General features: G+C 64.0%; 20 protein-coding genes. 7 read left to right on the top strand and 13 right to left on the bottom strand.

All coding sequences use genetic code 11. The features are described from left to right. Positions 1-20: 20 nt before the first annotated feature. From ABD704_RS00820 to ABD704_RS00810, 3 genes are all read right to left on the bottom strand, one after another. On the bottom strand, positions 21-461 hold the full coding sequence (locus ABD704_RS00820) for a chemotaxis protein CheW (protein ID WP_344697798.1): 441 nt from the start codon (positions 459-461) through the stop codon (positions 21-23). Then, positions 458-2794, bottom strand: a complete 2337-nt coding sequence (locus ABD704_RS00815; protein WP_344697797.1) for a chemotaxis protein CheA — start codon at positions 2792-2794, stop codon at positions 458-460. The genes ABD704_RS00820 and ABD704_RS00815 overlap by 4 nt, the downstream gene beginning before the upstream one ends. 118 nt (positions 2795-2912) lie before the next feature. Then, positions 2913-3566 carry a histidine phosphotransferase family protein gene (locus ABD704_RS00810; RefSeq protein WP_344697796.1) on the bottom strand — a complete coding sequence of 218 codons (654 nt, stop codon included), beginning with the start codon at positions 3564-3566 and terminating at the stop codon, positions 2913-2915. An 87-nt stretch (positions 3567-3653) separates the two neighbouring features. Between ABD704_RS00810 and ABD704_RS00805 the strand changes: the two genes are divergently transcribed. After that, a complete protein-coding gene (locus ABD704_RS00805; RefSeq protein WP_344697795.1) occupies positions 3654-4601 on the top strand; it encodes an RluA family pseudouridine synthase in 948 nt (315 codons plus the stop codon). 69 nt (positions 4602-4670) lie between these two features. Continuing rightward, positions 4671-5579 (top strand): RNA polymerase sigma factor RpoH, encoded by a 909-nt coding sequence (gene rpoH, locus ABD704_RS00800; protein ID WP_344697794.1) that lies wholly within the window; start codon positions 4671-4673, stop codon positions 5577-5579. Here the strand turns inward: rpoH and ABD704_RS00795 are convergent. Further along, entirely contained in the window at positions 5576-6625 is a 1050-nt protein-coding gene (locus ABD704_RS00795; RefSeq protein WP_344697793.1) for a YihY/virulence factor BrkB family protein, read from the bottom strand. The genes rpoH and ABD704_RS00795 overlap by 4 nt on opposite strands. A 256-nt stretch (positions 6626-6881) precedes the next feature. On the opposite strand from ABD704_RS00795, the gene ABD704_RS00790 reads away from it, so the two are divergent. Further along, positions 6882-8909 (top strand): elongation factor G, encoded by a 2028-nt coding sequence (locus ABD704_RS00790; protein ID WP_344697792.1) that lies wholly within the window; start codon positions 6882-6884, stop codon positions 8907-8909. Positions 8910-8959: 50 nt separating this feature from the next. Next, the gene (locus ABD704_RS00785) at positions 8960-10273 is read left to right on the top strand and encodes a lipopolysaccharide biosynthesis protein (protein ID WP_344697791.1); all 1314 of its coding nucleotides are present in this window, start codon (positions 8960-8962) and stop codon (positions 10271-10273) included. Here ABD704_RS00785 and kdsA read toward each other — a convergent pair. Genes kdsA through ABD704_RS00765 form a run of 4 tightly spaced genes read right to left on the bottom strand, consistent with a single transcriptional unit; the run spans position 10270 to position 13702 of the window. Next, positions 10270-11121: a 3-deoxy-8-phosphooctulonate synthase gene (gene kdsA, locus ABD704_RS00780; protein WP_344697790.1), complete on the bottom strand. Its 852-nt coding sequence runs from the start codon at positions 11119-11121 to the stop codon at positions 10270-10272. The two genes, ABD704_RS00785 and kdsA, sit on opposite strands and share 4 nt — an antisense overlap. A gap of 9 nt (positions 11122-11130) precedes the next feature. Next, positions 11131-11934: a TIGR01459 family HAD-type hydrolase gene (locus tag ABD704_RS00775; RefSeq protein ID WP_344697789.1), complete on the bottom strand. Its 804-nt coding sequence runs from the start codon at positions 11932-11934 to the stop codon at positions 11131-11133. Further along, positions 11931-12728 carry a 3-deoxy-manno-octulosonate cytidylyltransferase gene (locus ABD704_RS00770; protein WP_344697788.1) on the bottom strand — a complete coding sequence of 266 codons (798 nt, stop codon included), beginning with the start codon at positions 12726-12728 and terminating at the stop codon, positions 11931-11933. Before ABD704_RS00770 ends, ABD704_RS00775 begins: the two co-directional genes overlap by 4 nt. Continuing rightward, positions 12725-13702 carry a KpsF/GutQ family sugar-phosphate isomerase gene (locus ABD704_RS00765; RefSeq protein ID WP_344697787.1) on the bottom strand — a complete coding sequence of 326 codons (978 nt, stop codon included), beginning with the start codon at positions 13700-13702 and terminating at the stop codon, positions 12725-12727. The genes ABD704_RS00770 and ABD704_RS00765 overlap by 4 nt, the downstream gene beginning before the upstream one ends. 89 nt (positions 13703-13791) lie before the next feature. Between ABD704_RS00765 and ABD704_RS00760 the strand changes: the two genes are divergently transcribed. Then, on the top strand, positions 13792-15108 hold the full coding sequence (locus ABD704_RS00760) for a dicarboxylate/amino acid:cation symporter (RefSeq protein ID WP_344697786.1): 1317 nt from the start codon (positions 13792-13794) through the stop codon (positions 15106-15108). Here the strand turns inward: ABD704_RS00760 and ABD704_RS00755 are convergent. After that, positions 15105-15944, bottom strand: coding sequence for a class I SAM-dependent methyltransferase (locus ABD704_RS00755; RefSeq protein ID WP_344697785.1), 840 nt, complete (start codon positions 15942-15944; stop codon positions 15105-15107). The genes ABD704_RS00760 and ABD704_RS00755 overlap by 4 nt on opposite strands. 3 nt (positions 15945-15947) lie before the next feature. After that, positions 15948-17210, bottom strand: coding sequence for a M24 family metallopeptidase (locus ABD704_RS00750; protein ID WP_344697784.1), 1263 nt, complete (start codon positions 17208-17210; stop codon positions 15948-15950). 65 nt (positions 17211-17275) lie between these two features. On the opposite strand from ABD704_RS00750, the gene ABD704_RS00745 reads away from it, so the two are divergent. Next, on the top strand, positions 17276-18541 hold the full coding sequence (locus ABD704_RS00745; RefSeq protein WP_344697783.1) for a multidrug effflux MFS transporter: 1266 nt from the start codon (positions 17276-17278) through the stop codon (positions 18539-18541). Positions 18542-18544: 3 nt separating this feature from the next. Here ABD704_RS00745 and recA read toward each other — a convergent pair whose 3' ends face one another. The 3 genes from recA to ABD704_RS00730 form a co-directional block, all read right to left on the bottom strand. Then, positions 18545-19624: a recombinase RecA gene (gene recA, locus ABD704_RS00740; protein WP_344697782.1), complete on the bottom strand. Its 1080-nt coding sequence runs from the start codon at positions 19622-19624 to the stop codon at positions 18545-18547. 292 nt (positions 19625-19916) lie between these two features. Continuing rightward, on the bottom strand, positions 19917-20195 hold the full coding sequence (locus tag ABD704_RS00735) for a hypothetical protein (RefSeq protein WP_344697781.1): 279 nt from the start codon (positions 20193-20195) through the stop codon (positions 19917-19919). Positions 20196-20434: 239 nt separating this feature from the next. Continuing rightward, a complete protein-coding gene (locus ABD704_RS00730; protein WP_344697780.1) occupies positions 20435-21712 on the bottom strand; it encodes a metal-dependent hydrolase family protein in 1278 nt (425 codons plus the stop codon). Between the two features lie 124 nt (positions 21713-21836). Between ABD704_RS00730 and ABD704_RS00725 the strand changes: the two genes are divergently transcribed. After that, positions 21837-22313 (top strand): hypothetical protein, encoded by a 477-nt coding sequence (locus ABD704_RS00725; RefSeq protein ID WP_344697779.1) that lies wholly within the window; start codon positions 21837-21839, stop codon positions 22311-22313. Positions 22314-22354: the final 41 nt, after the last annotated feature.

Raw genomic sequence — 22354 nt, 5'->3', positions numbered from 1 at the left:
CGCTAAGGGTAACGAAGAGCTTAAGCCGCCGCCTTGGTCTCGGCACCGGCAACGAGAGCCGCAACGTCGACCAGCAACAGCGGCCCGATTTCGGTTTCGACCATGCCTTGCGAGACGCGTTCCCAGCCTGCTTCCATGGCCGCGCGAATCGGTGCCGGATCGGAAGCAGCTTCGACGACGTCTTCGACAAGATCGACGATGAGCGCGTAATGATGGCCGTCGAGCTCGACGACTGCCGCCTCGCGAATGCCATCGGAACAGTCGGTCGCGCCAAGTTCGAGCGATCGCATGCAATCGACGACCGTCAGCACCCGGCTGCGAAGCGCCGAAAGTCCGGCGATGTGTGGCGCGGCGCGCGGTACCGGGATCAGCGCTTCCAGCTCGACCACGGATTCAACGGCGGCGGCCGGCAGCGCAACGCGCTCACCAGCAATCGTCACGACCAAAAGAAGCGTATTCACTTGGCCCTCCCCGCTGCGAACTTGAGCGCCGTCAGCAGCCCGGCACGATCGTAGCGATAGATGCTGTCGTCCTTCTTGTGCGCGGGCTCGGGCTCCGAACGCAGCCAGATGGTTTTTTCGCCGGCGTCTTCCGCCAGCTCTTCACCGAGCGAAGCGATGACCACGTCGGCCTCCTCTTCCTCGGCATCGCTGACGACGCGATAGCCTGCGGCTTCGATCAGCGGACGCAGCATGTTCTGCATCCATGGATCCCAGCAAGGAATGCGGCAGACGAGTTGCTGGCTGGATTGCGCTACTGCGCCGACGTGATTGGAGAACAGCCAGTGGCCGTCCACAAGTTCGGCCGGCTCGCCATTGATGAGTGAGACGCCGCTGACTTCGCCCGGACGATCCGCGTGGATGACTTCGCTCTCGATCGCGGCAAAGTCGAGGACCTCGGTGAACGCGTAGCCGATCTCATGCGCGCCATCGTTCAGCCGAAATATCCGGACCTTTTCCTTGCCGATCTGCTCGGATGTTGCGCCGGCCAGGGGAAGGATCGCTTCTCCGACCTGCACGCGCAATTGGCCCGCGGACTTGCGAATGGCCCTGGCCGGAACTTCTTCGATGCGGTCGACGATGGCGAGACGGAGCGCTCGGCGGCCGCCGTCCAGTCCGCGGAACAGGAGGACCGCGGTCGCCTTCGACGCGGCTTCGGCAGGACCTTCGGCAATGCGCGCGGCGCGTTCCTGCGCTTCCAGCTTGACGCCGCCAACTTCTGCGAGACCTGCGGGATCAAACAGCAGGATCGGACTGCCATCGTCCGCAAGCGTCGTTCCCGCGTAGAGGCCGGTCGCCATGACAGCCGGGGCGGCTGGCTTCACGACAAGTTCTTCATGGTCGTGAATGCGGTCGACCGACAGCGCGTAAACGTCGCCGCCGGCGGGTCGGAGAACGATCAGGCGGCGGTCCTGCTCATCGACCTCGCTGTCGAGCCCAAGGATGGTCGCCAGGCTGACTTCCGGCACACGGCGGCCGCGGATGGTTGCGACTCCGGCGCCGCCGAGATGCTCGAGCGTGACGGACTCGCCGTTGGCGCGGACGATCTCCTCGATCGCCGAGCGCGGAATGGCGAAGCTCTGGTTGCCGACGGAAACGGTGAGCGCGGGAATGATGGTGAGCGTCAGCGGTACGCGGAGCGTCATTCGCGTCCCCTCGCCCGGCCTGCTGTCGACTTCGACGATGCCGCCGATCCGTTCGACGTTGGAGCGAACAACGTCCATGCCGACGCCGCGGCCCGAGATGGAGGTTACTTCCTTCGCAGTCGAAAGGCCCGCTTCGAAGATCAGCGCCAGCCGTTCGCGTTCGTTAAGTTGAGCTGCCCGTTCCTTGTCGATCACCTTGTTGGCGATCGCATTCTCGACCAGCTTCTTGCCGTCGATCCCGCGGCCATCGTCGTGGATGTCAATCAGGATTTGATTGCCCGACTGACGCGCCGACACCGAGAGAAGCCCGATCTCGCGCTTGCCCGCCTTGTGCCGGTCGATCGGTTTTTCGATCCCGTGGTCCACAGCGTTGCGGATGATATGGGTTAACGGATCGCGGATCATCTCGATCATTTCGCGATCGAGTTCGACGTCACCGCCCTCGACATCGACCAACACCTGCTTGCCGAGTTCCGCCGATAGGTCGCGGACCATGCGCGGCAGGCCGACGAACAGGTTTTCGATCCGCTGCATGCGCGTCCGCGTGATGGCGTCGCGCATTTCGGCGATGATCGAAGACAAGCGCTCGAACGCTCCGTCTACCGACACCTCTGCCTGGGATTCGCGAAGCCTGCGGGCAAGTTCGTTGCGGGCGAGCACCATGTCGGAAACGGTACTCATCACACGGTCGAGCAATTCGATGGAAAGGCGGATCGTGCGCGGAGCGGCGGCGGCCTTCCCCTGACCCTCGAGGACAACAGACTGAACGGCCGGTCCTTCCGCACCTGGCGCAAGCGCCGCGATCAGGGCGCTATCGTCGCCAAACGGCATGTCTTCACCGGCGTCGATGGCGGCAACCATCTCTGCAATACGGTCGATGATGCCGAGGACGGCATTCACTAGCGCTGCGTCAGGAACGCGGCGGCCGGCGCGAACGTCGGCGAGCGCGTCTTCGGCAGCGTGGCTCAGCGCCTCAAGGCGCGGAAATTCGAAGAAGCCGCAATTGCCCTTCACCGTATGGACAAAGCGGAAGATGCTATCGAGGCGCGCGCGGTCATCGGGCTGCGCTTCCCAGGCGACGATTTCCCCGCCCAATGCCTCAAGCATTTCGCGGCATTCGGCTACGAAATCGGCAATCAGGTCGTCCATTGAACGTAAAGTCCCCAGCGCTGCAACAAAGGGCTTATTGCCGCGTAGGTGTTAAAGCCCCGTTATCCTTGAGGGCGAGAATCCTTACCGCAGGAGGACCTGCACATCCGGCGGGCGATTATTGCCGGGGAAGCACGGCGCCAATCAGGAGGAACGGGCTCGACACGTCAGACAGCTGGATCGTGCCGCCCGCTTCCGCCGCGAGGCTATGCGCCAGCCAGGCGCCCGCTGCACGCGGCTCCACCGCGCCGCCGCTGCCGCCCGTCGCCAGCGTTTCGCGCAAGACTGGATCGAGGAGGATGCGCGGTCCTTCGGCCCGGATAACCAGTTCGATGTTCCCGTCCTGGCGTTCGGCGCCGACATCCAGCCGACCACCACGGACCAGCGCATCGCCGGCGAGCAGCGCCAGATTGAGGAGGAGCTTTACGGCGCCCTTGGGAAGCTTGCCTTCGTTGACGACCCAGCCAAGCTCGATCCGCCGCTCGGGCCCGAAGACGCCTTCGAGCGCAGCCTGTGCCTCATGCGTGTCGACTTCCTCGCCGAAGCCGCCGGCCGCGCCGAACGCAAGGCGGAAGAATTTCAGCTTGTTCGCCGATGCCCGGGCGCTGTCAGCCAGCAGCTCAAGGCACTTCTCGCGCATGTCGGGATCGGTCTCGTCGGCGAGCAGCTCGATTCCGTTATTAAGCGCCCCGACGGGCGACATCAGGTCGTGGCAAAGCCGCGAGCATAAGAGGCTGGCGAGATCGACGGCGTTCATTTCGCTAAGGTTCATGGGGCAGTCTTGAACACCAGACAAGGTTAAGACCTGTTTACCGACCCGGGGATTGAACTGCCGGCGTACGAACCCATATTCACCTCCGTGGGGGGTAGTCAGACGATCGATATTCGCCTGCAGCCCGTTCACGCGGGCTGGCGCCTCGATCGCGCGCTCGCCGTTGCCGCCCCGGCCCTATCGCGCGAGCGGTTGAAATCATTGATTCGCAGCGGCGCCGTCGAGTGTGAAGGCAAGCCAGTGCGCGACCCTGCGACCAAGGTTCGTGGGGACGAACAATTCATCGTCGCGGTTCCTGAACCGGCGCCTGCTCACAACGTGCCGCAGGACATTCCGCTGAAGATCGTTTTCGAGGACGAATATCTGCTGGTCGTGGACAAGCCTGCCGGACTGGTCGTCCACCCGGCCGCCGGCAATTTCGACGGGACGCTCGTCAACGCACTGCTACACCATTGCGGAGGATCGTTGTCGGGCATCGGCGGCGTTGCTCGGCCCGGCATTGTCCATCGCATCGACAAGGACACGTCAGGGCTGCTGGTCGTCGCCAAGACCGATGTCGCTCACGAAGGTCTCGCGAAGCAATTCGCGGCCCATTCGATCGACCGGCGCTACCTGGCGATTGTTAGCGGTTCTCCGAAGACGAGCGAGGGCACCGTCGATGCGCACCTCGCGCGGTCGACGGCGAACCGGAAGAAAATCGCCATTGTCGAGGAAGGCCGCGGCAAGCGCGCGGTGACCCACTGGAAGCTTCTGAAAGTGCTCCGCGACGCGTCGCTCGTCGAATGTCGGCTGGAGACCGGTCGAACGCATCAGGTTCGCGTCCACATGGCCTCGATCGGGCACCCGCTACTTGGCGATCCCGTCTATGGCCGCTCAAAGACGCATGGCAAACTGTTGAAGGAACTGAAATTTCACCGGCAGGCGCTGCACGCCACCGAGCTTGGATTTACCCATCCGGTGACGAAAAGCAGGTTATCGTTCTCCAGTCCCATGCCGCCTGACATGCAGGAACTGTTCAACGCGCTTGGTGTATAAGGTTTAACTCGCTAGGGCATGTTTCCCGTCTTATCGGGCTGCCCTGCCAAAGGGAGAAGACGAAGAAAGATGGCTACCAATAAAGGGATTGTCTCGCTCCCCGCGTCCGGTGGGGAGGCCGGACTCAACCGCTATCTCGCAGAGATCAAGAAGTTTCCGATCCTCAGCCCCGAGGAAGAATATATGCTCGCCAAGCGCTGGCGCGAGCATGGCGATACCGAGGCTGCGGCGAAGCTCGTCAACTCGCACCTGCGGCTCGTGGCGAAGATCGCCATGGGCTACCGGGGCTATGGCCTGCCGGTCAGTGAGCTGATCAGCGAAGGCAATATCGGCCTGATGCAGGGCGTGAAGAAGTTTGAGCCGGAACGCGGCTTCCGTCTCGCGACCTATGCCATGTGGTGGATCCGCGCCTCTATCCAGGAATTCATCCTGCGCTCGTGGAGCCTCGTGAAGATGGGCACCACCGCGGCGCAGAAGAAACTGTTCTTCAACCTCCGCCGGATGAAGAATCAGATCGACGCGTTCGAAGAAGGCGACCTCAAGCCGGCAGACGTCACCAAGATCGCCACCGACCTCGGGGTCACCGAGGACGAGGTGATCTCGATGAACCGCCGCATGGGCATGGGCGGCGACACCAGCCTCAACGTTTCCCTGAAGGGCGATGAGGGCGGCGAGAGTCAGTGGCAGGACTTCCTGGTCGACAGCGGCCCGCTGCAGGACGAGCTGATCGCCGAGGACGAGGAAAGCCAAGTACGCCATGACCTTTTGGTCAGCGCGCTTGAAAGCCTGAACGATCGCGAGAAGCATATCTTGATGGAACGCCGTCTGGCCGACGAACCGAAGACTCTCGAGGAATTGAGCCAGGTCTATGGCGTCAGCCGAGAGCGCATCCGCCAGATCGAGGTTCGCGCGTTCGAAAAGCTGCAGGCTGCCCTGCTACGGCTTGCGGGCGAGCGCCGGCTGCTTCCCGCGGCCTAATTTTCCTTTTCGGCGATTGTGGGGGACGCCTGCGTAAGACGTTCCCCTTCCCTTACCTCCTCCGGCCGGTCCTGCGCGGTTTCGTCCGTTGCGACATTGTCGGCGGCCCAGGCGCCGCGCTCGCCTAACGGCTTGGGAAGGCCGGTAGTGCTGTCCTTCGCCGTCTGATGCTCGATCTCGCTGTTAAGCTCGGCGCCGAAGACGAAGGCATAAGCGCAGAAATACATCCAGGTCAGCAACGCCACCGCCGCGGCGAGAGACCCGTAGCTCGCGTCATAATCGGTGAAATAGCTGAGGTAGACGCCGAACAGGGCGGTCAGGATGAGCCAAGAAATGGCCGAGAACAATGAGCCCGGCGTAATCCACCGCCATTTCGCATTCTCTCGTGCCGGGCCAAAGCGATAGAGCACCGATGCGATGCCCGCTGCAATGAAGGCGAGCAGCACATAGCCTCCGACTTCGCCGACGGTGATCAGCGCCGGGGACGCCTGGGGCAAAATCTCCTGCAGCAATGCCAAGGCGGCGGTGCCTGCAAGCGCTACCAAAGCGACGACAACGGCAATCACGGTCATCGAAACGGCGAGGACGTAGAACCTCAGCAGGCTCCTAGTGTCCTTTTCCTCATAGGCGATGTTGAGTGCCGTAATCACCGCGGCAGCGCCGTTGGACCCGCCGTAAAGAGCAACGACGATTGCCAGAAGGATGCCGAGGCCTTTAATGCCCTCGGACGACCGAACGGCGGTCATGAGCTGGTCGCCAATCAGCGTCGCGACGTCGTTGGGAAGGATCGCGGTCAGAACCCGCATATGCTCGACCACGTTGCCGCGATCGGCGAAGAAACCGTAGACGAGGACGATTAACCCAAGCAGCGAGAGCAAGGCGAAGAAGCCGTAGAAGGCAACACCAGCGGCAACGAGCCCGACATTGTCGTCCCATGTGCGCTTGTAGGTGCGCGCAAGGATTTGCTTCCACGCCGCCTTCGGCATTTCGGACGGCGCATCCGCGAGGTGGCCGTGGGGATCGATGATTTCCGGCTGGTCGGCCATGATCAGACCATTGTTAGCGAGTGTTTAGCCAGCCCGACAGCCGGGCGGTCGCCTGTCAACTGCGCTGGTTGTTCGACCATCCGCCGCACAACCTCGGTTCGCGCGAAAGCGTTCCGCGACGAACTGCGCCGGGTCCGTAACGACCCCCCTTGCCAACCGCCGAAAACAGGCGGACGGTGGAAGTTTCCAGATAGGCGCCCGAGCGCCTCGGAGAGAGCGACTCGAGCGCCCGTGAACCGGACGAAGGGAGAGTCGCATGGCCGGACAACCATTCAAAGGCACCCGAGTAATCGCGCTGGTAGGACCTGCCGGCGCGGGAAAGACAAGTCTGGCGGAGGCCATGCTGTTCGCAGCCGGCGCCACCGATCGATTAGGATCGACGGCCAACGGCTCCAGCATCGGCGATTCGAGCCCGGAGGCGCGACAGCGCGGCGGCTCGACCGAGCTCAATCTCTACAATTTTGAATATCTCGGCGACCAGTTCGCCATCCTCGATTGCCCAGGCTCGGTCGGCTTCGCCGCCGACGGCGCGCGGGCGCTGGCGATTGCCGATGTCGCGATCGTCGTCGTCGATCCTGACCCGGCTCGAGCACCACTGGCGGCGCCTGCCCTGCGCGCGCTGGATGAACTCGGCATTCCGCATCTCATCTTCGTCAATCGCATCGACCAGGCGCACGGCCGGGTGCGCGACCTGCTTTCAGCGCTCCAGCCGATGAGCGTTTCACCGCTGATCGCCCGGCAGGTACCCATCTGGGACGGCGAGAAAGTCAGCGGCTTCGTCGACCTCGCGCTCGAACGCGCGTTCAAATATCGGGCCGGCCAGGAATCCGAACGGATCGGGATTCCGAGCGAACTGCAAAGCCGCGAGATCGAAGCCCGGACGCACATGCTCGAACAGCTCGCCGACCACGACGACGAGCTTCTTGAGCAATTGCTGATGGACGAAACCCCGGCGCCGCAGAAGGTCTTCCAGGACCTCGCGCGCGAAACGGGCGAAAGCCTGGGAGTGTCGGTCCTCTTCGGCTCGGCCAGCAGTTCTTGGGGCGTGAGACGCCTGCTCAAAGCGCTTCGGCATGAGGCGCCTTCCGCCGAAGCCGCCACGAGCCGGTTGGGCCTTACCGATCCGTCGCTCTACGTTTTCAAGGTGCTGCATGGCTCGATCGGCCGGCTCGCGCTCAGCCGGGCGCTAGGCGGGAATATCCGCGAAGGTTCAGACCTCAAGTCGGAAAGCGGCGAACACGCCCGCGCCGGATCCCTGTTCAAGGTGCAAGGCGAGAAAACGCAAAAAGTCACCGAGGCGCACGACGGCGATGTCGTGGCGGCCGCGAAAATCGACAACGTCAGGGCCGGCGAATGGCTATCCACCGGCAAGTTGCCGCCGCCGGTGGAGATCACTTATCCCGCGCGCAATTGCGCGATGGCGATCGAGCCTGCTGATCGAAAGGACGACGTAAAGCTGTCAGGCGCGCTTCAAAGGCTGCTCGAAGAGGATGGCGGTCTCATCGTCGAGCATGACGAGGCGACGCACGAAATTCGGTTGAGAGGCGTCAACGACGAGCACCTCAATACCGTCATCGGCCGCCTGAAGCGCCGCTACGGCGTCGAGGTGAAAAGCCATCCGCCGAGCGTCGGTTACCGTGAATCCATCCGCAAGCCCGTCACGCAGAAAGGCCGCCACAAGAAGCAGTCGGGCGGCCACGGCCAGTTCGGCGACGTGATCATCGAAGTGAAGCCGCTGCCGCGCGGCTCGGGCTTCCATTTCGAGGAGAAAATCCACGGCGGTTCGGTCCCCAAGCAATGGATCCCCGCGGTCGAGGACGGCGTGCGCGAAGCCATGATCAAGGGCCCGCTGGGCTTCCAGGTCGTCGATTGCGCCGTGTCGCTGATCGACGGCAGCTACCACAGCGTCGACAGCTCGGAGCTGGCCTTCCGGCTTGCGGGAAGGATCGCGATGCAGGAGGCGCTCGCCGCGGCACAGCCGCACCTCCTCGAACCGATGCACAAGCTGACCGTCGTTTGCCCGTCGAGCGCGACCAGCCGCGTTACGTCTGCCGTCGCCGGCCGGCGCGGTCAGATGCTGGGCATGGCGCCGCGAGATGGCTGGACGGGCTGGGATCGTGTCGAGGCGCTCATTCCGGAGGCCGAGTTGTCGGGCCTGGAAGCGGAGCTCAGATCGCAGAGCCAAGGTCTCGCCACCTACGAGGCAGAGTTCGATCATTTGGCCGAACTCAATGGGCCCCTTGCCGATAAGGTAATCCAGCAGAAAGTGCCGGAGCCCGTCTGACGCGGCAAATGGACTGACAGGCGTTGCCGTCTCGTCTAGGCGAGGCGGCAATGAGGCACTGGTTCAAAGACCAGCATTTCCGGTCGCTGCTGAAAAACAGCAGTTATCTCGCGATTTCGCGGGTGGTGGCGGCGATTGCGGGTATCGCGACCCTGTCGCTCGCCGCCCACGCGCTCGGCGTACTCGCCTTCGGCGCACTGATCCTCATCACGAGCTACGCCAAGGCCGTCAGCGGGCTCAGCAAGTTCCAGTCATGGCACCTGATCGTCCGCTACGGCGGTAAGGCGCTCCACGGCGAGGAAGAGGACTTCAAGACGTCGACCGGCTTCGCGTTCGCGCTGGATGCGATCAGCGGCGTCGGCGGCATGCTGGTCGCGGTGGCGATCCTGCCGTTGGTTGCAACGTGGGTCGGCATCCAGTCCGGCAATCTTTGGCTCGCGATGCTCTACTGCACGTTGCTTCCCACCATGGGAGCGGCGACGCCGAGCGGCGTTCTTCGCGCGCTCGACCGCTTCGACCTCATCAGCTGGCAAAGCACGGCGACGCCGATCAGCCGCATCGCGCTTGTGAGCACCGCTTATTTTGCCGGGGCCCCGTTCGGCACGTGGGTCGGCATCTGGTATGTCACTGACCTCGCGGGCGACCTTTATCTGTGGTTCCTCGCCTGGCGTGAGCTGAGGCGGCGCGGGCTCCTCGAAGGTATTCGGCCGACGTTGAAACCCGAGCGGCTGCCCGGTGCTTGGCGCTTCGCCATCCATGTCAACCTGACGGCCAGCGTACAGGCGGCGTGGGGTCCTATCGCGCGCGTCGTGGTCGGCGGTCTTCTCGGTCCAGCCGGCGCTGCCCTGTTCCGTGTGGCTTCGGCCCTATCCGACGCCGCGGCCAAGCCGGCGGAGCTGCTCGCCAAGGCCTTCTATCCTGAGGTTGTTCGGATGGATCTAACCTCGAAGAAGCCATGGAAGCTGATGTTCCGTGTTACCGCGCTCGCGGGCGGCATGGCGCTCATTGCGATCCTCATTCTGCTCGTTGGCGGGAAACCGCTGGTCGGGTTCCTGTTCGGAAAGCAGTTCCTCGGCGCCTATGAGGCGCTCGTCGTCCTCATGCTGGTGCCGTTCCTCGGCGTGCTGAGCTTCCCGCTTCCACCGATGCTTTACACGCTCGACCGGCCGGACGCGCCGCTCACCGCGCGCCTCATCGGTACGGTTAGCTACTTCCTGATCGTCGCACCGCTTTGCTGGCGCTTCGGCCTCATCGGCGCGGCCATCGCGTTCACGCTCGGCAATGTCGCGACGACGTCGGTCATGATCTGGCAACTTCTGCGAGAGCATCGCCGCGTGCGGCCGAGGAAACCGACAACGGCCTAGAGGGACACTTCCTCGAAGCCCCTGCTTTTCACCAGTTTGTCGAGCTCGACGAGCGTAGTCAGCAGGCTTTCCATCCGATCGAGCGGCCAGGCGTTGGGCCCATCGGACATTGCATTGGCCGGGTCGGGGTGCGTTTCCATGAACAGCCCGGACACGCCCGCCGCCACTGCGGCTCGTGCGAGCACCGGAACGAACTCCCGCTGACCGCCGGAGCTGGTCCCCTGCCCACCGGGCAGCTGCACCGAATGGGTCGCGTCGAACACCACCGGACAGTTGGTCTCGCGCATGATCGACAGGCTGCGCATGTCGCTGACGAGATTGTTGTAGCCAAACGACACGCCGCGCTCGCAGACCATGATCGTCTCTCGGTTGACGCCGGCGGCCTGCGCGGCGCTGCGCGCCTTCTCGACGACGTTCTTCATATCGCCCGGCGCCATGAACTGCGCCTTCTTGATGTTCACCGGCTTACCCGATGCCGCGACGGCGTGAATGAAGTCGGTCTGCCGCGCCAGGAACGCGGGGGTCTGGAGCACGTCCACGACGGCCGCGACCGGCTCGACCTGCGGGATGTCGTGCACGTCGGTCAGGATCGGGACGCCGAGTTCGTGGCGCACCTTCGAAAGGATGCGCAGGCCCTCATCCATGCCGGGGCCGCGAAAGCTCTTGTCGGATGAGCGGTTGGCCTTGTCGAAGCTCGACTTGAAAATAAACAGAATGCCGAGCCGGTCGGCGATGCGCTTCAAGGTTTCCGCCGTCCGCAGCTGAAGCTCCTCGCTTTCGACCACACAGGGTCCGGCGATCAGGAACAAGGGCTGGTCGAGCCCGACGTCACGTCCACAGAGTTGCATGGAGTCTATCTAGGCGAGCCCGTCGACAACCGCCACCGGCTCCCAGTCGCCAAGACCGTTCTCCGCTGCAAAATTCTCCGGAAATGGCTCGCCGGCGTGAATTCCGCCGGTCACGAACACCGTATCGAAGCCCATGCGCGCCGCGCCGAGAACGTCGGTCTGAAGCCCGTCACCGACCGCAAGCACTTCATCCTTCGGCGGATTGCCGGCGAGGTGAAGAGCGTGGCGGTAAATCGTGTCGTGCGGCTTGCCGTACCAGGTGACCCGCCCGCCGAGCATGGCATAAAGGTCCGCTATCGCACCGGCGCATGCCTCCGGAACGCCGCCCCGGATAACGAGGCGGTCCGGGTTCAGGCAATGCATGTGCACGTCGCGATCCGCCCATCGTTCGAGATCGGCGCGATAGTCTTCTGCGCGCGGCCGCTGCTCAGTCACGCCGGTGCAGGCAAGATCGGTGAAATCTTCCCCGTCAGCGATGCGAACGCCGCGGCCTTCCAATATCTCGCGATCGCCGGCGGTGCCGATGAAGCCCACGGGCCGGTCGAGCCCGACCAGCGTCTCGATACCCGCCTCTCCGCTCGTGGCGACGAAATCATAAGCGGCGCAGGGCAGCCCGATGCGCACGAGTTGCTGATCCACCGCTTCGGCCGTGCGCGGCGCGTTGGTAAGCAGAATCACGCAGCGACCTTGCTCACGCCACTGCGTCAAGCGTTCGGACGCGCCCGGATAAAGGTTCACGCCATCGTGAACGACGCCCCATACATCGCAGAGGATCAGCCGGTACTTGGGATCTAGCGCATCCCAGAAGCTCATTCGAGCCCGGCCTCCACGAGCGCCTGCTCGATGGGCGCCACGTCCTCTGGATTGTTGAGCTCGCGGAGCGCGAATGGGGGCGTAGCCACGTCGACGACGGCGACGGGTATCCCAGCGACGAGAAAGCGGAGTTGCTCCAGCCCCTCCAATGTTTCCAGCTCGCTGACCGGCGTCGCGACATAGCGGTCGAGCGCCTGCGGCCGATAGGCGTAGACGCCGACGTGGAGGCGAACCGGCGACATCTCTCCCCCGAGCGTTCCGCCGGGCAAATGCGGGATCAGCCGCTTCGAGAAGTAAAGCGCGTGATCTTGATCGTCGATCACGACAGACGTGCCTCCTACGCGCCCGGCTTGTTCTTCCGCCTGCAAAGCGCGGACATCGTTGCTCCTCAGCCGCAACGCTGGTGTCGCCACCATCGCATCGCTGTCATCGCGCATGCGGTCGATCAGCGCCTCGACGAAACCCGGCGGAGTCAGCAGCGCATCACCCTGGAAGTTGATGACGAGATCCGGGTCGTGAAGCGAGGCCAGTGCCTCCGCGCAGCGCTCCGTCCCGTTACGGCATTCGGGGGAAGTCATGATGACGCCGACGCCGAACCCTTTGCACGCGTCGGCGATCCTCTCGTCGTCGGTCACCACGAAGACACCCGACACGCCCTGGACGCGGCGCGCGGCCTCGACGCTACGCTGGATCAGTGGTTTGGGCGCGCCGCCGACTCCCTTGAGATCGACCAGCGGTTTCCCTGGATAGCGCGACGACTGGTAGCGCGCCGGGATCAGAATGACGCTGTTCATCGCGGCGGTGGGCAATCGTGGATGTGCAGCACGCCGACCGGAACCTTACCGCCATCGTCCTCGTCGACGACGAACAGCGCCGTGATGCGGTTTTCCTCAAACAGCGTGAGCGCGTCGTCGATCAGCGCATCCGACGCGATCGTCTTCGGGTCGCGGGTCATGAACTCCGCGGCGGTGTGATCGAGCCCGCGCTCCATGTTCCGGCGGAGATCGCCATCGGTGATGACTCCGACGAGGTGCCCGCTCTCGTCGGTCACCCCGATGACGCCGAGGCGCTTCGCCGACATTTCGACGATTGCATCATGCATCGAACTTCCCGCCGACGTGAGAGGAAGCGCATCGCCGCCATGCATCAACCTGCTCACCGGCTTTAGCCGCGCACCCAGCGAGCCGCCCGGATGAAGGCGCCCGAAGTCTGTCCGCGTGAAGCCCTTCTGACGCATGACCGTCATCGCCAAGGCATCGCCCAGCGCCAGGGTCATGGTCGTCGAGGTCGTGGGCGCAACCGCTTCCGGCCCAACCTCTTGCCAATGCGGCAGGACGAGCGGCGCCGCGGCGGCCTCTGCCAGAATCGAGCCATTGTTGCCCGTGATCGCGATGACCGGAATAGCGACCCGCTTGAAATGATCGATGACCGGCTCCAATTCGGCGGTCTCGCCGCTCTGCGAGATCAGGATCGCGACATCGCCGTTCGCCGCCATGCCGAGATCGCCGTGGATCGCCTCGGCGAGGTGCAGGAAGATCGACGTCGTCCCCGTCGACGCGAACGTCGCGGCGATCTTGCGGCCGACGTGGCCGGATTTGCCAAGGCCGCTGACGATCAGCTTTCCGCGGCAACCAAGGATCAGGTCGACCGCGCGCTCAAACTCGTCGCCCAGGCTGTCCGCAAGCTCGTCGAGCGCCCGCGCCTCGTCGTGCAGGATATCGCGCCCGAATTCGAGCACGCTCCGTTCCTTGTCGTCCTCGGCAGCCATCGACACGCGCCCTAGCCTACCGCAACAGCTGCTGTGAAGCTTGACGGCGCGATGGCCACCGGCTTGGGTTCGCGGCGAAGGGGAACGGAATGGCGAAGAAGCTGACCAGGTTTATCCTGCTTGCGCTGGTGCTGGGTATCATTGCGGGCTGGGCGACCAACGCGGCGATCGACGACGGCACGCCAGCCAGCGCCGAGCGGCTGAGGAGCATCGCCGATTACCTCAGCATCGTCACGGCGCTGTTCCTGCGCCTCATCAAGATGATCATCGCGCCGTTGGTCTTCTCGACCCTGGTGGCGGGCATTGCCCACATGGGCGACGTGGCCGCGCTTGGCCGCGTGGGCATTCGATCCATCGGCTGGTTCATTCTCGCCAGCCTGGTTTCCCTGACTCTGGGTCTAATCCTCGTCACGCTGCTCCACCCGGGTATCGGCCTCAACCTGCCGATCCCGCCGGCCAATACCGCTAGCGGAGTCGAAACCGCCGCGTTCAATCTCAAGGATTTCATCACCCACCTCGTGCCCGCCTCGATCTTCGACGCCATGAGCACGAACGAGATTTTGCCGATCGTCATCTTCTCGATCTTCTTCGGCGTCGCGCTCACCGCCGTCGGCGAAAAGGGCAAGCCAATCGTCCGCGGCGTCGAGGCGCTGGTGAAGGTGATGCTGCAGGTCACTGACTATGTGATGCGGCTCGCGCCCTTCGCGGTCTTCACCGCGGTCGCCAGCGCCCTTGTTGAGCGCGGACCGCAAATCATTGCGACCTTGGGCATGTTCGTCGGCAGCTTCTACCTAGGCCTGGCGATCCTTTGGGCCGTGCTGATCGGCGCAGCGTTCGTGATAGTCGGCGCGCGCACGAGACACCTCGTCCGTTACATCAGAGACCCGGTCGTGCTCGCTTTCTCGACGGCTTCGAGCGAGGCCGCCTACCCACGCACGCTCGAGGCGCTGGACCGTTTCGGCGTCCCGCCGCGCATCGCGAGCTTCGTCCTCCCGCTCGGCTATTCGTTCAACCTCGACGGGTCGATGATGTACATGACCTTCGCGACGATCTTCATCGCGCAGGCCTATGGCATCGACCTCACCATCGGCCAGGAAATCACGATGCTCTTGGTGCTGATGATCACGTCGAAGGGCATGGCCGGCGTCCCGCGCGCAAGCCTAGTCGTGATCGCGGCCACGATGTCGATGTTCCGCATTCCGGAAGCCGGCCTGCTCCTTATCCTCGCAGTCGATCACTTCCTCGATATGGGCCGATCGGCAACCAACGTCGTCGGCAACGCGGTTGCCGCCACCATCGTGGCACGCTGGGAAGGCACACTGGATCCGGAAGAGCCCGCCGACATCGAGCCGCCGCACGCCCCGTCTCACGTGAAGCGCACCGGCCCCGTGGAGGACCATTTCTAGGCGGTCGCCCTCCAGATCCACGCCGCGGAGGGAAACACGACCGCATTGCCGTCAACATGCCGCTCGATGACGTCGCGCATCCGGTCGACGGCGGCATCTCGCTCGCCTTCTGGCAGTGATTCCAGAACACGCGCGGCCGGGCCGATCTCGGTCGTGAAGGAGAGCGCGTCTTCGACCGGACTATCGCCCTCACCCATGGTGTAGCTGAACTGCACCGCGCGACATTCGGCATCGCGCCATTCTGAAGCGCTGAGCAACTGCTCGACGTAAACCGGGTCGGCGAAAGCGAAGCCGCCGGGCTCCCTCCCGGGCTCCGGCAAGGATTTGCCCGCCGCCGCGCGGGCAAGCTCGGACGCCCAGGGATTGAGATCCCAGTGCTGGAAGCAGGAGAAGACCAATGACCCGCTGTCGCTCGCAGCGCCGCGTATGGTGCGAAACGCCTGAACCGCATCGGAGAAGAACATGACGCCGTGACGCGAGAAGAAGACGTCCACGGGAGCTTGCGTTGCCACGACCGCCTCGGCGTCGCCCACGATGACCTGCACGCGCTCAATTTCCGCCGTTCGCTGGCGTGCAACCTTGGCGAGGGCCTCCGAGATGTCGCAGGCGATGATCGCTGCTTCGGGAAATGTCTCGGCCATGGCGATGGTCGTCGAACCCGGGCCGCAGCCGATGTCGAAGGCTTTGAACGAACCGCCACGCGCCCGCTCAGCGACTGCCAACACCAGCGGCGCCTGCAGCGGTTCAAGGCCGCGGTCAGTTTGCTGCCAGCGCCGGGCCCAGACATCCCCGCTGGCTTTCGCCCAATCGGGCGATGCTGGCGTTGGCTCGGCCACCGCTTAGTCGAACGGCCGGTCCATGCTTACCGGCGGCGTTGTGAAGAACTTCGGTCCGCTCGCTGTCATGTGGAAACAGTCCTCGAAGCGGATGCCGAACTTGCCGGGCAGATAGATGCCCGGCTCATTCGAGAAGCACATGCCGGGCGCGAGCGCCGTCATTTCGCCGTGCACCAGGTTAACCGGTTCGTGCCCTTCCATGCCGATCCCATGGCCCGTGCGATGCGGTGTTCCCGGCAGCTTGTAGCCCGGACCATAGCCCCAGCTTTCGTAGGCATGGCGGACGGCGTCATCGACGCTGCCCGCGGGTGCCCCGACCTTCGCTGCGGCCATCGCAATATCCTGTCCCCGCCGCACTTGTGACGCGACCTTACTCTGCTCGGGTGTCGGGTCGGCGCCGAAGATGAAGCTACGTGAGATGTCCGACTGATAGCCGTGGACGGAGCAGCCGACGTCCATCAGGACGACCTCGCCGCGCTTCACCGACTGCGGCTTGTGGCTCCCGTGCGGATAGGCAGAGGCCTCGCCAATCAGGACGAGCCCTCCGTCGTACGCACCGCCGAGCTTTTTGTGCGCCGCGCCGATGAGCGCATCGATATCGGCTGGAGTCATCCCTTCGCGAGTGCGTTGACCGGCATAGCGCAGGGATGCGAGCGTGATGTCCGCCGCGGCCTGCATCAGCGCTAGCTCGGCAGGCGACTTAATCATCCGCTGGGCCCGAATGACTGGGTTCGCGCTGACGATCTGCGTTGCCGGAAGCTGCTTCTGCAGCCTGTCCTCGATGAAAAACCGGCTGGTTTCCTCGAAGCCGATCGGCTGCTTCGCGACGCCGCGCTCGCGCAGGAAATCGGCGACGAGCTTCAGCGGCTCCTCGTCCTCCTGCCAAGTGCGAATTTCGGCCGGGACGTCGAGCATCTCCTTGATGCTCGGCTCCTCGAAGAATGGCGTGACCACAATCGGCTTGCCGACCGCTGGAATGACGACCGCGGTCAACCGCTCGCTGCGCCACCATTGGATGCCGGTCAGGTAGTCGAGGCTCGGCCCAGCCTCGACGATGACCGCGCCCATGCCGGCCTTCTGCATCAGCGTTCGCGCCTTCGCGAGCCGCGCCACGCGCTCCGCGCTCGAAATGGGCGGCGGGATCCGTATCGAAGGTAGCTCGGCGGCCGCCTGTGCCATGACCCGGGTCAGTGGCACCGTCGTTACGGCGGCAACCGCCGCCCCGCCCTGCAGCAATCGACGCCGGTTGATGCGCGCGTGAATCATTCGTGTGCCCTCCTGCCGCGCTACTGTTGCACGGCTCCGCCCAATCGGCCAGCAGGCGCGCTCCCATGTTCGACTCGGCTTTTCAGGACGGCGTGAAGCGCCCCGGCGCGCGCGAGATGACGGTGATGCTCGCCGGTCTAATGGCGCTCAACGCCTTCGCAATCGATGCGATGATCCCGGCGCTTCCCGACATCGGCCGATCGCTCGGCATTGCACGCGAAAACGACCGGCAGCTGATCGTGATCGCCTACTTCCTGGGCTTCGCATCCACGCAGCTCGTATGGGGCCCGATTTCGGACCGTTTCGGACGTAAGCCGACACTCGCCATCGGCGTGGCGCTGTACGGCTTGTTCGCGCTGCTGTGCGGATTCGCCGGGAGTTTCCCGCTGCTGATCGCTGGGCGAGCGGCGATGGGCGCTTCGGCCGCGGTGACCCGCGTGCTCGTCATCGCCATGGTCCGCGACCTGTTCGAAGCGGAAGCAATGGCCCGCGTCATGAGCCTCGTCTTCATGACCTTCATGCTGGTCCCCGTACTGGCGCCCAACATTGGCCAACTGATCCTGCTCGTAGCGTCGTGGCGGGCTATCTTCATCGTTCTCGGCGCTTATGCGCTCATCATGCTCGCCTGGTCCTGGCTGCGCCTGCCCGAGACGCTCCACCCGGAGTTTCGGCGGTCACTGGAATTCCAGTCGATGGGCCGGGCAATGCTGGAGACCCTGCGCGACCGCAAGTCGCTGGGATACACGCTGGCGATGACGGTCAGCTTCTCGGCGCTGATCGCCTACATCTCCTCGATCCAGCAGATCGTCTTCGATGCCTTTCATGAAGGCCGCTTTATCGGCCTCGTCTTTGCCAGCATCGCAGCACCGATGGCGGTAGCGTCCTATCTCAATTCGCGCATCGTGGGCCGGTTCGGGCTCCGCCGCGTGGGTCATACCGCTTCGCTCGCTCTCGCGCTGATCACGGCGGTCCACGCGATGGTCTTGATCACGGGCCAGGAAACGATCTGGACCTTCATTGTGCTGCAGGGGTTAACGATGGGCAGTTTCGCATTCGCCTCGTCGAATCTCGGCACGCTGGCGATGGAAAACATGGCGCCGATCGCCGGCACAGCTTCCTCCGTCCAGGGGGTCGTGAGCACTGTCGGCGCTGCGGCGATCGGGTTCGTCATCGGACAGCAGTTCGATGGGACGCCCGGCCCGTTCGTGATCGGAACGGCACTATGCGCGACGGGTGGCTTCATCCTCATCCTGCTGACGGAACCAAAGCGGCTCTTCGCACGGATCGAGTCCCGCGAAGAGCCGCCCTGCGTGCCCGAGGATTTCGGCTAAAGCTTATTCGGCAGCGTCGCCTTCGTCGCTCGGACCGACCATCAGCGCTTCGCCGACTTCTTCAGTCTTGCCGCGAATGGCATTCTCGATCCGCTGCGCGACGTCGGGATTTTCCTTGAGATAGGTCTTGGCGTTCTCGCGGCCCTGACCAATCCGGATTGAATCATAGCTGAACCAGGCGCCCGACTTCTCGACCAGTCCGGCCTTGACGCCGAGGTCGAGGATTTCGCCGACCTTCGACACGCCCTCGCCGTACATGATATCGAATTCGACCTGCTTGAACGGCGGCGCGACCTTATTCTTCACGACCTTCACGCGCGTCGTGTTGCCGATGATATCGTCGCGGTCCTTGATCTGGCCCGTGCGGCGGATGTCGAGACGGACAGACGCGTAGAATTTGAGCGCGTTACCGCCCGTCGTCGTTTCCGGATTGCCGTACATGACACCGATCTTCATCCGTACCTGATTGATGAAGATAACCATGCATTGCGAACGGCTGATCGAGCCGGTCAGCTTGCGCAGCGCCTGGCTCATCAGGCGTGCCTGAAGGCCGACGTGGCTGTCGCCCATCTCGCCTTCGATCTCGGCACGCGGCACCAGCGCCGCGACCGAGTCCACCACCAGCACGTCGATCGCGTTCGACCGCACGAGCGTGTCGACGATCTCGAGCGCCTGCTCGCCGGTATCCGGCTGCGACACGATCAGCTCGTCGATGTCGACGCCGAGCTTCTTGGCATAGGCCGGGTCGAGCGCATGCTCGGCATCCACGAAGGCCGCCGTTCCGCCGCCGCGCTGCGCTTCGGCAATCGCGTGCAGGGCCAGCGTCGTCTTGCCCGAGCTTTCGGGTCCGTAAATCTCAATGACACGTCCGCGCGGAAGACCGCCGACGCCAAGCGCGATGTCGAGACCGAGACTTCCGGTCGAGATCGTCTCGACCTCCATTTTCTCCCGGCTGCCGAGCTTCATTGCCGAGCCCTTGCCGAACGCGCGATCAATCTGGGCGAGCGCCGCTTCGAGCGCCTTCTGCCGATCCATACTGGGGGATTCCATTGTGTTACCGATGACTTTCAATTGTGCCGCCATGTCCGCTGACTCCCTCATCAATGCAAGCGCTCAAATGAGCATTTCAAGCGGCCGAGCCTCCGCGTCGATGGGTTTGCGTATCGCATTTGTTCCACCAGAACAAGAGAGGAACATGGCTTGCGGTCATTAAGGTCACGGTGAGCGGCACTTTTCCTGTGACTTTAGAGCCGCGGAATGCGCGGCGCGCTCATGGCTTTGGCCTTGTCGAGCATGCGCTGCAGCTCCTCGTCGTAGACGCGCTCCGCTTCTTCTTCGCGCCGCCTTTTCTCCGCTCATTGCTCGTCCGAAGCCTTCAATTCCATCTTGAAGACGTGACGGCGTAGCGCGCCTTGGCGGTACCAGTCGATGTTGCGGTTGCGGTTGCCGAGCAAGGCGATCTCGAGACGGTCGCTGCGGCGATGCTCGACGCGGACCAGCCGTCCCTTGCGTACACCGGGACGAGCGCCCCGTTGAGCGCGCGATCGAGCGAATCTTCGCGCAGCCGCCCTAGATCTTTCTCAAAGGCCTTGTCCCAGGCGAAGCTTTCCGCGCCCTCGACCGTGAGCAGGCGATAGGCCGTGCTGGGGGTCATGCCGACCACGCGCGCCGAGGCAGCAACGGAGCCGGTGCGCTGAAGGCAAGCGATAAAGTCGCGCTGGGTCTGCTCCGACCAGCCGCCGCGACGGTTGCGCCAGCGCGGGACGGGCGCGAAGTCGATCGGCTCCGGCGGGGGTGCTCAGGCACTCCCGCCCTTTTTTTAGGGGCCAGTGAATTGACGGTGCATCCCTTAGCTGTCGCTTGCACGCGCACTGCGGGAGGCCAGCCCCGGTACTAGTGAATCAACTTCCCTGCCTTCACGACGCCGTCGACCTTTTCGAGCAGGCGGATGTCGGTGAGCGGGTCGCCGCGGACAGCAATGAGGTCGCCGTACGCCCCAGGCACAAGCGATCCCAACTGTCCTTCCTTGTCGAGCGCCCGCGCCGCTTCCGTCGTCGCGGCCTGAATGGCCTGCATCGGCGTCATGCCGTAGCGGACCATGTAGGCGAACTGCCGTCCGCCGAGGCCGTAGGGATAGACGGCGGCGTCGGTGCCAAAGGTCAGCTTGGCGCCTGCTTTGACGGCGGCGGCGAAGCCCCGGCGCTGGACGTTGGTGGTCTCGCGATTCTTGCGGAGATATTCGGCGGGCCAGCCTTGCTTGGTGCCGACCTCCTCGATCCAGTCGCCGTTGTAGATGTCCATGTCGAGCCAGACGCCGTACTTCTTGGCGAGCGCAATGCCTTCCGCGTCGAGGTAGCTGGCATGCTCGATGGTGCGCGCGCCGGCGCGGATGGCGGCCTTGATGCCCTCGGCGCCATGGGCGTGGGCGATACAGTAGCTGCCACGCAGCTTCGCCTCGTCGCACGCGGCCTTCATCTCTTCGGGCGAGAGTTCCAGCGCGCCGGGCTCGCTCCCGATCGCGAGCACCGCGCCGGTCGCGATCAGCTTGATAAAGTCGGCGCCGTGATCGAGGAAGTATCGCGCGCGGTCGCGGGCATCGGCCGCATTGTGAACCTCGCCCATGCGGAAGGCTTCGGGAATCGGGATGTCGTGGGCGAGCGCGTCGATCTCCCCGCCTCCCCCCGGCGTCGTGATGTATCCGCCCGCGACGAACATGCGTGGACCCTGGACGTCTCCAGCATTGATCACGTCGCGGAGCGCGACATCCGTGAGCCCCCGATAGACGCCGACGTCACGCACGGTGGTGAAGCCGGCGCGGAGCATCGTCATCGCCGCAGGTACGGCCTTGAGGATAGTCGCGGCTTCCGTTTTCTTCAGGGGATCGGCGGGATCGTTACTCTCGGTGGCGCCGTCGGCAATGTGCGTGTGGAGGTCGATCAGGCCGGGCAACACGGTGTAGCCGGACCAGTCGACGGCGGCTGGCCCATCCGCAGCTTTCCAGGGCGCAACCGAGACGATCCTTCCGTCCATGATGTAGATTCGCTGGTCGGTCAGGACCCGCGCAGCCTGGGGATCAATAAGCCGGCCTGCACGGACATCGAGCGTTTGGGCGGAAGCCAGCGATCCGGACAATAGCGCCGCGGCCGCGGCCAGAGCCAACCGACATATCATCGCAGATCCCCCATCTCACTCGTGAACCAACGTTCACTTACCGGCGTCATCGGGGCGCCGTATAGGTCCAAGGTCGCCAAACCGAGTCGGTCGGCGGCCTGTTTCTCTATTTCGGGGGAAGGCCATGATCAGACATTCGACGCTTTTGCTCACTTTGGCTTCAGGCATGTTTTCCGTGTCGGCCGCAAACGCATCGCCGCCTGACGGCAAGCTTTGGAACGGAACTTGGCACCTTAATGCCAAGGCATCCAAATGGGGCGCTGCGGGCAAGGAAATGAGCGAGACGCGGATCTACGACTTTTCGGGCGGCAAGCTCTCGCTCAAGTCGAGCGGCAAGAACGGGAAAGGCAAGGACATGAGCCTTGCTTACTCGGCGGGCTGCGACGGTAAGACCGTCCCTATGACCGGAAGCCCTAACGCCGACAGCGTCAGCCTGACCTGCGTGAGCGGACGGGAGATCAGGGCGACGTCGAGCTTGAAGGGCAAGACGACCGTCAAGTCGGTCGCGACCATCTCCGCTGACGGCAAGCAACTGACGCTGAAGCGCACATATGTCGGCATGAAGGGCGCGCCCACAGAAGTGCTGGTGTTTACGCGATAATCCGAAGTCCAGCGCCCGGCGGCCAACGCCGGGCGCTCCAT

The sequence above is a fragment of the Sphingomonas limnosediminicola genome (genome assembly GCF_039537965.1).
In the GTDB taxonomy this organism is placed as follows: Bacteria; Pseudomonadota; Alphaproteobacteria; order Sphingomonadales; family Sphingomonadaceae; genus Sphingomicrobium; species Sphingomicrobium limnosediminicola.
The sequence above is the reverse complement of the archived record's forward strand: the minus strand, read 5'-3'. Positions and strand labels throughout refer to the sequence as shown.

What these genes read in the sequence shown, in the direction of transcription:
- ABD704_RS00815 (WP_344697797.1), bottom strand. Translation starts at nt 2,794, where the DNA reads ATGGACGACCTGATTGCCGATTTCGTAGCCGAATGCCGCGAAATGCTT.
- ABD704_RS00810 (WP_344697796.1), bottom strand. Translation starts at nt 3,566, where the DNA reads ATGAACCTTAGCGAAATGAACGCCGTCGATCTCGCCAGCCTCTTATGC.
- rpoH (WP_344697794.1), top strand. Translation starts at nt 4,671, where the DNA reads ATGGCTACCAATAAAGGGATTGTCTCGCTCCCCGCGTCCGGTGGGGAG.
- ABD704_RS00795 (WP_344697793.1), bottom strand. Translation starts at nt 6,625, where the DNA reads ATGGCCGACCAGCCGGAAATCATCGATCCCCACGGCCACCTCGCGGAT.
- ABD704_RS00790 (WP_344697792.1), top strand. Translation starts at nt 6,882, where the DNA reads ATGGCCGGACAACCATTCAAAGGCACCCGAGTAATCGCGCTGGTAGGA.
- ABD704_RS00785 (WP_344697791.1), top strand. Translation starts at nt 8,960, where the DNA reads ATGAGGCACTGGTTCAAAGACCAGCATTTCCGGTCGCTGCTGAAAAAC.
- kdsA (WP_344697790.1), bottom strand. Translation starts at nt 11,121, where the DNA reads ATGCAACTCTGTGGACGTGACGTCGGGCTCGACCAGCCCTTGTTCCTG.
- ABD704_RS00775 (WP_344697789.1), bottom strand. Translation starts at nt 11,934, where the DNA reads ATGAGCTTCTGGGATGCGCTAGATCCCAAGTACCGGCTGATCCTCTGC.
- ABD704_RS00770 (WP_344697788.1), bottom strand. Translation starts at nt 12,728, where the DNA reads ATGAACAGCGTCATTCTGATCCCGGCGCGCTACCAGTCGTCGCGCTAT.
- ABD704_RS00765 (WP_344697787.1), bottom strand. Translation starts at nt 13,702, where the DNA reads ATGGCTGCCGAGGACGACAAGGAACGGAGCGTGCTCGAATTCGGGCGC.
- ABD704_RS00760 (WP_344697786.1), top strand. Translation starts at nt 13,792, where the DNA reads ATGGCGAAGAAGCTGACCAGGTTTATCCTGCTTGCGCTGGTGCTGGGT.
- ABD704_RS00750 (WP_344697784.1), bottom strand. Translation starts at nt 17,210, where the DNA reads ATGATTCACGCGCGCATCAACCGGCGTCGATTGCTGCAGGGCGGGGCG.
- ABD704_RS00745 (WP_344697783.1), top strand. Translation starts at nt 17,276, where the DNA reads ATGTTCGACTCGGCTTTTCAGGACGGCGTGAAGCGCCCCGGCGCGCGC.
- recA (WP_344697782.1), bottom strand. Translation starts at nt 19,624, where the DNA reads ATGGCGGCACAATTGAAAGTCATCGGTAACACAATGGAATCCCCCAGT.
- ABD704_RS00735 (WP_344697781.1), bottom strand. Translation starts at nt 20,195, where the DNA reads ATGACCCCCAGCACGGCCTATCGCCTGCTCACGGTCGAGGGCGCGGAA.
- ABD704_RS00730 (WP_344697780.1), bottom strand. Translation starts at nt 21,712, where the DNA reads ATGATATGTCGGTTGGCTCTGGCCGCGGCCGCGGCGCTATTGTCCGGA.
- ABD704_RS00725 (WP_344697779.1), top strand. Translation starts at nt 21,837, where the DNA reads ATGATCAGACATTCGACGCTTTTGCTCACTTTGGCTTCAGGCATGTTT.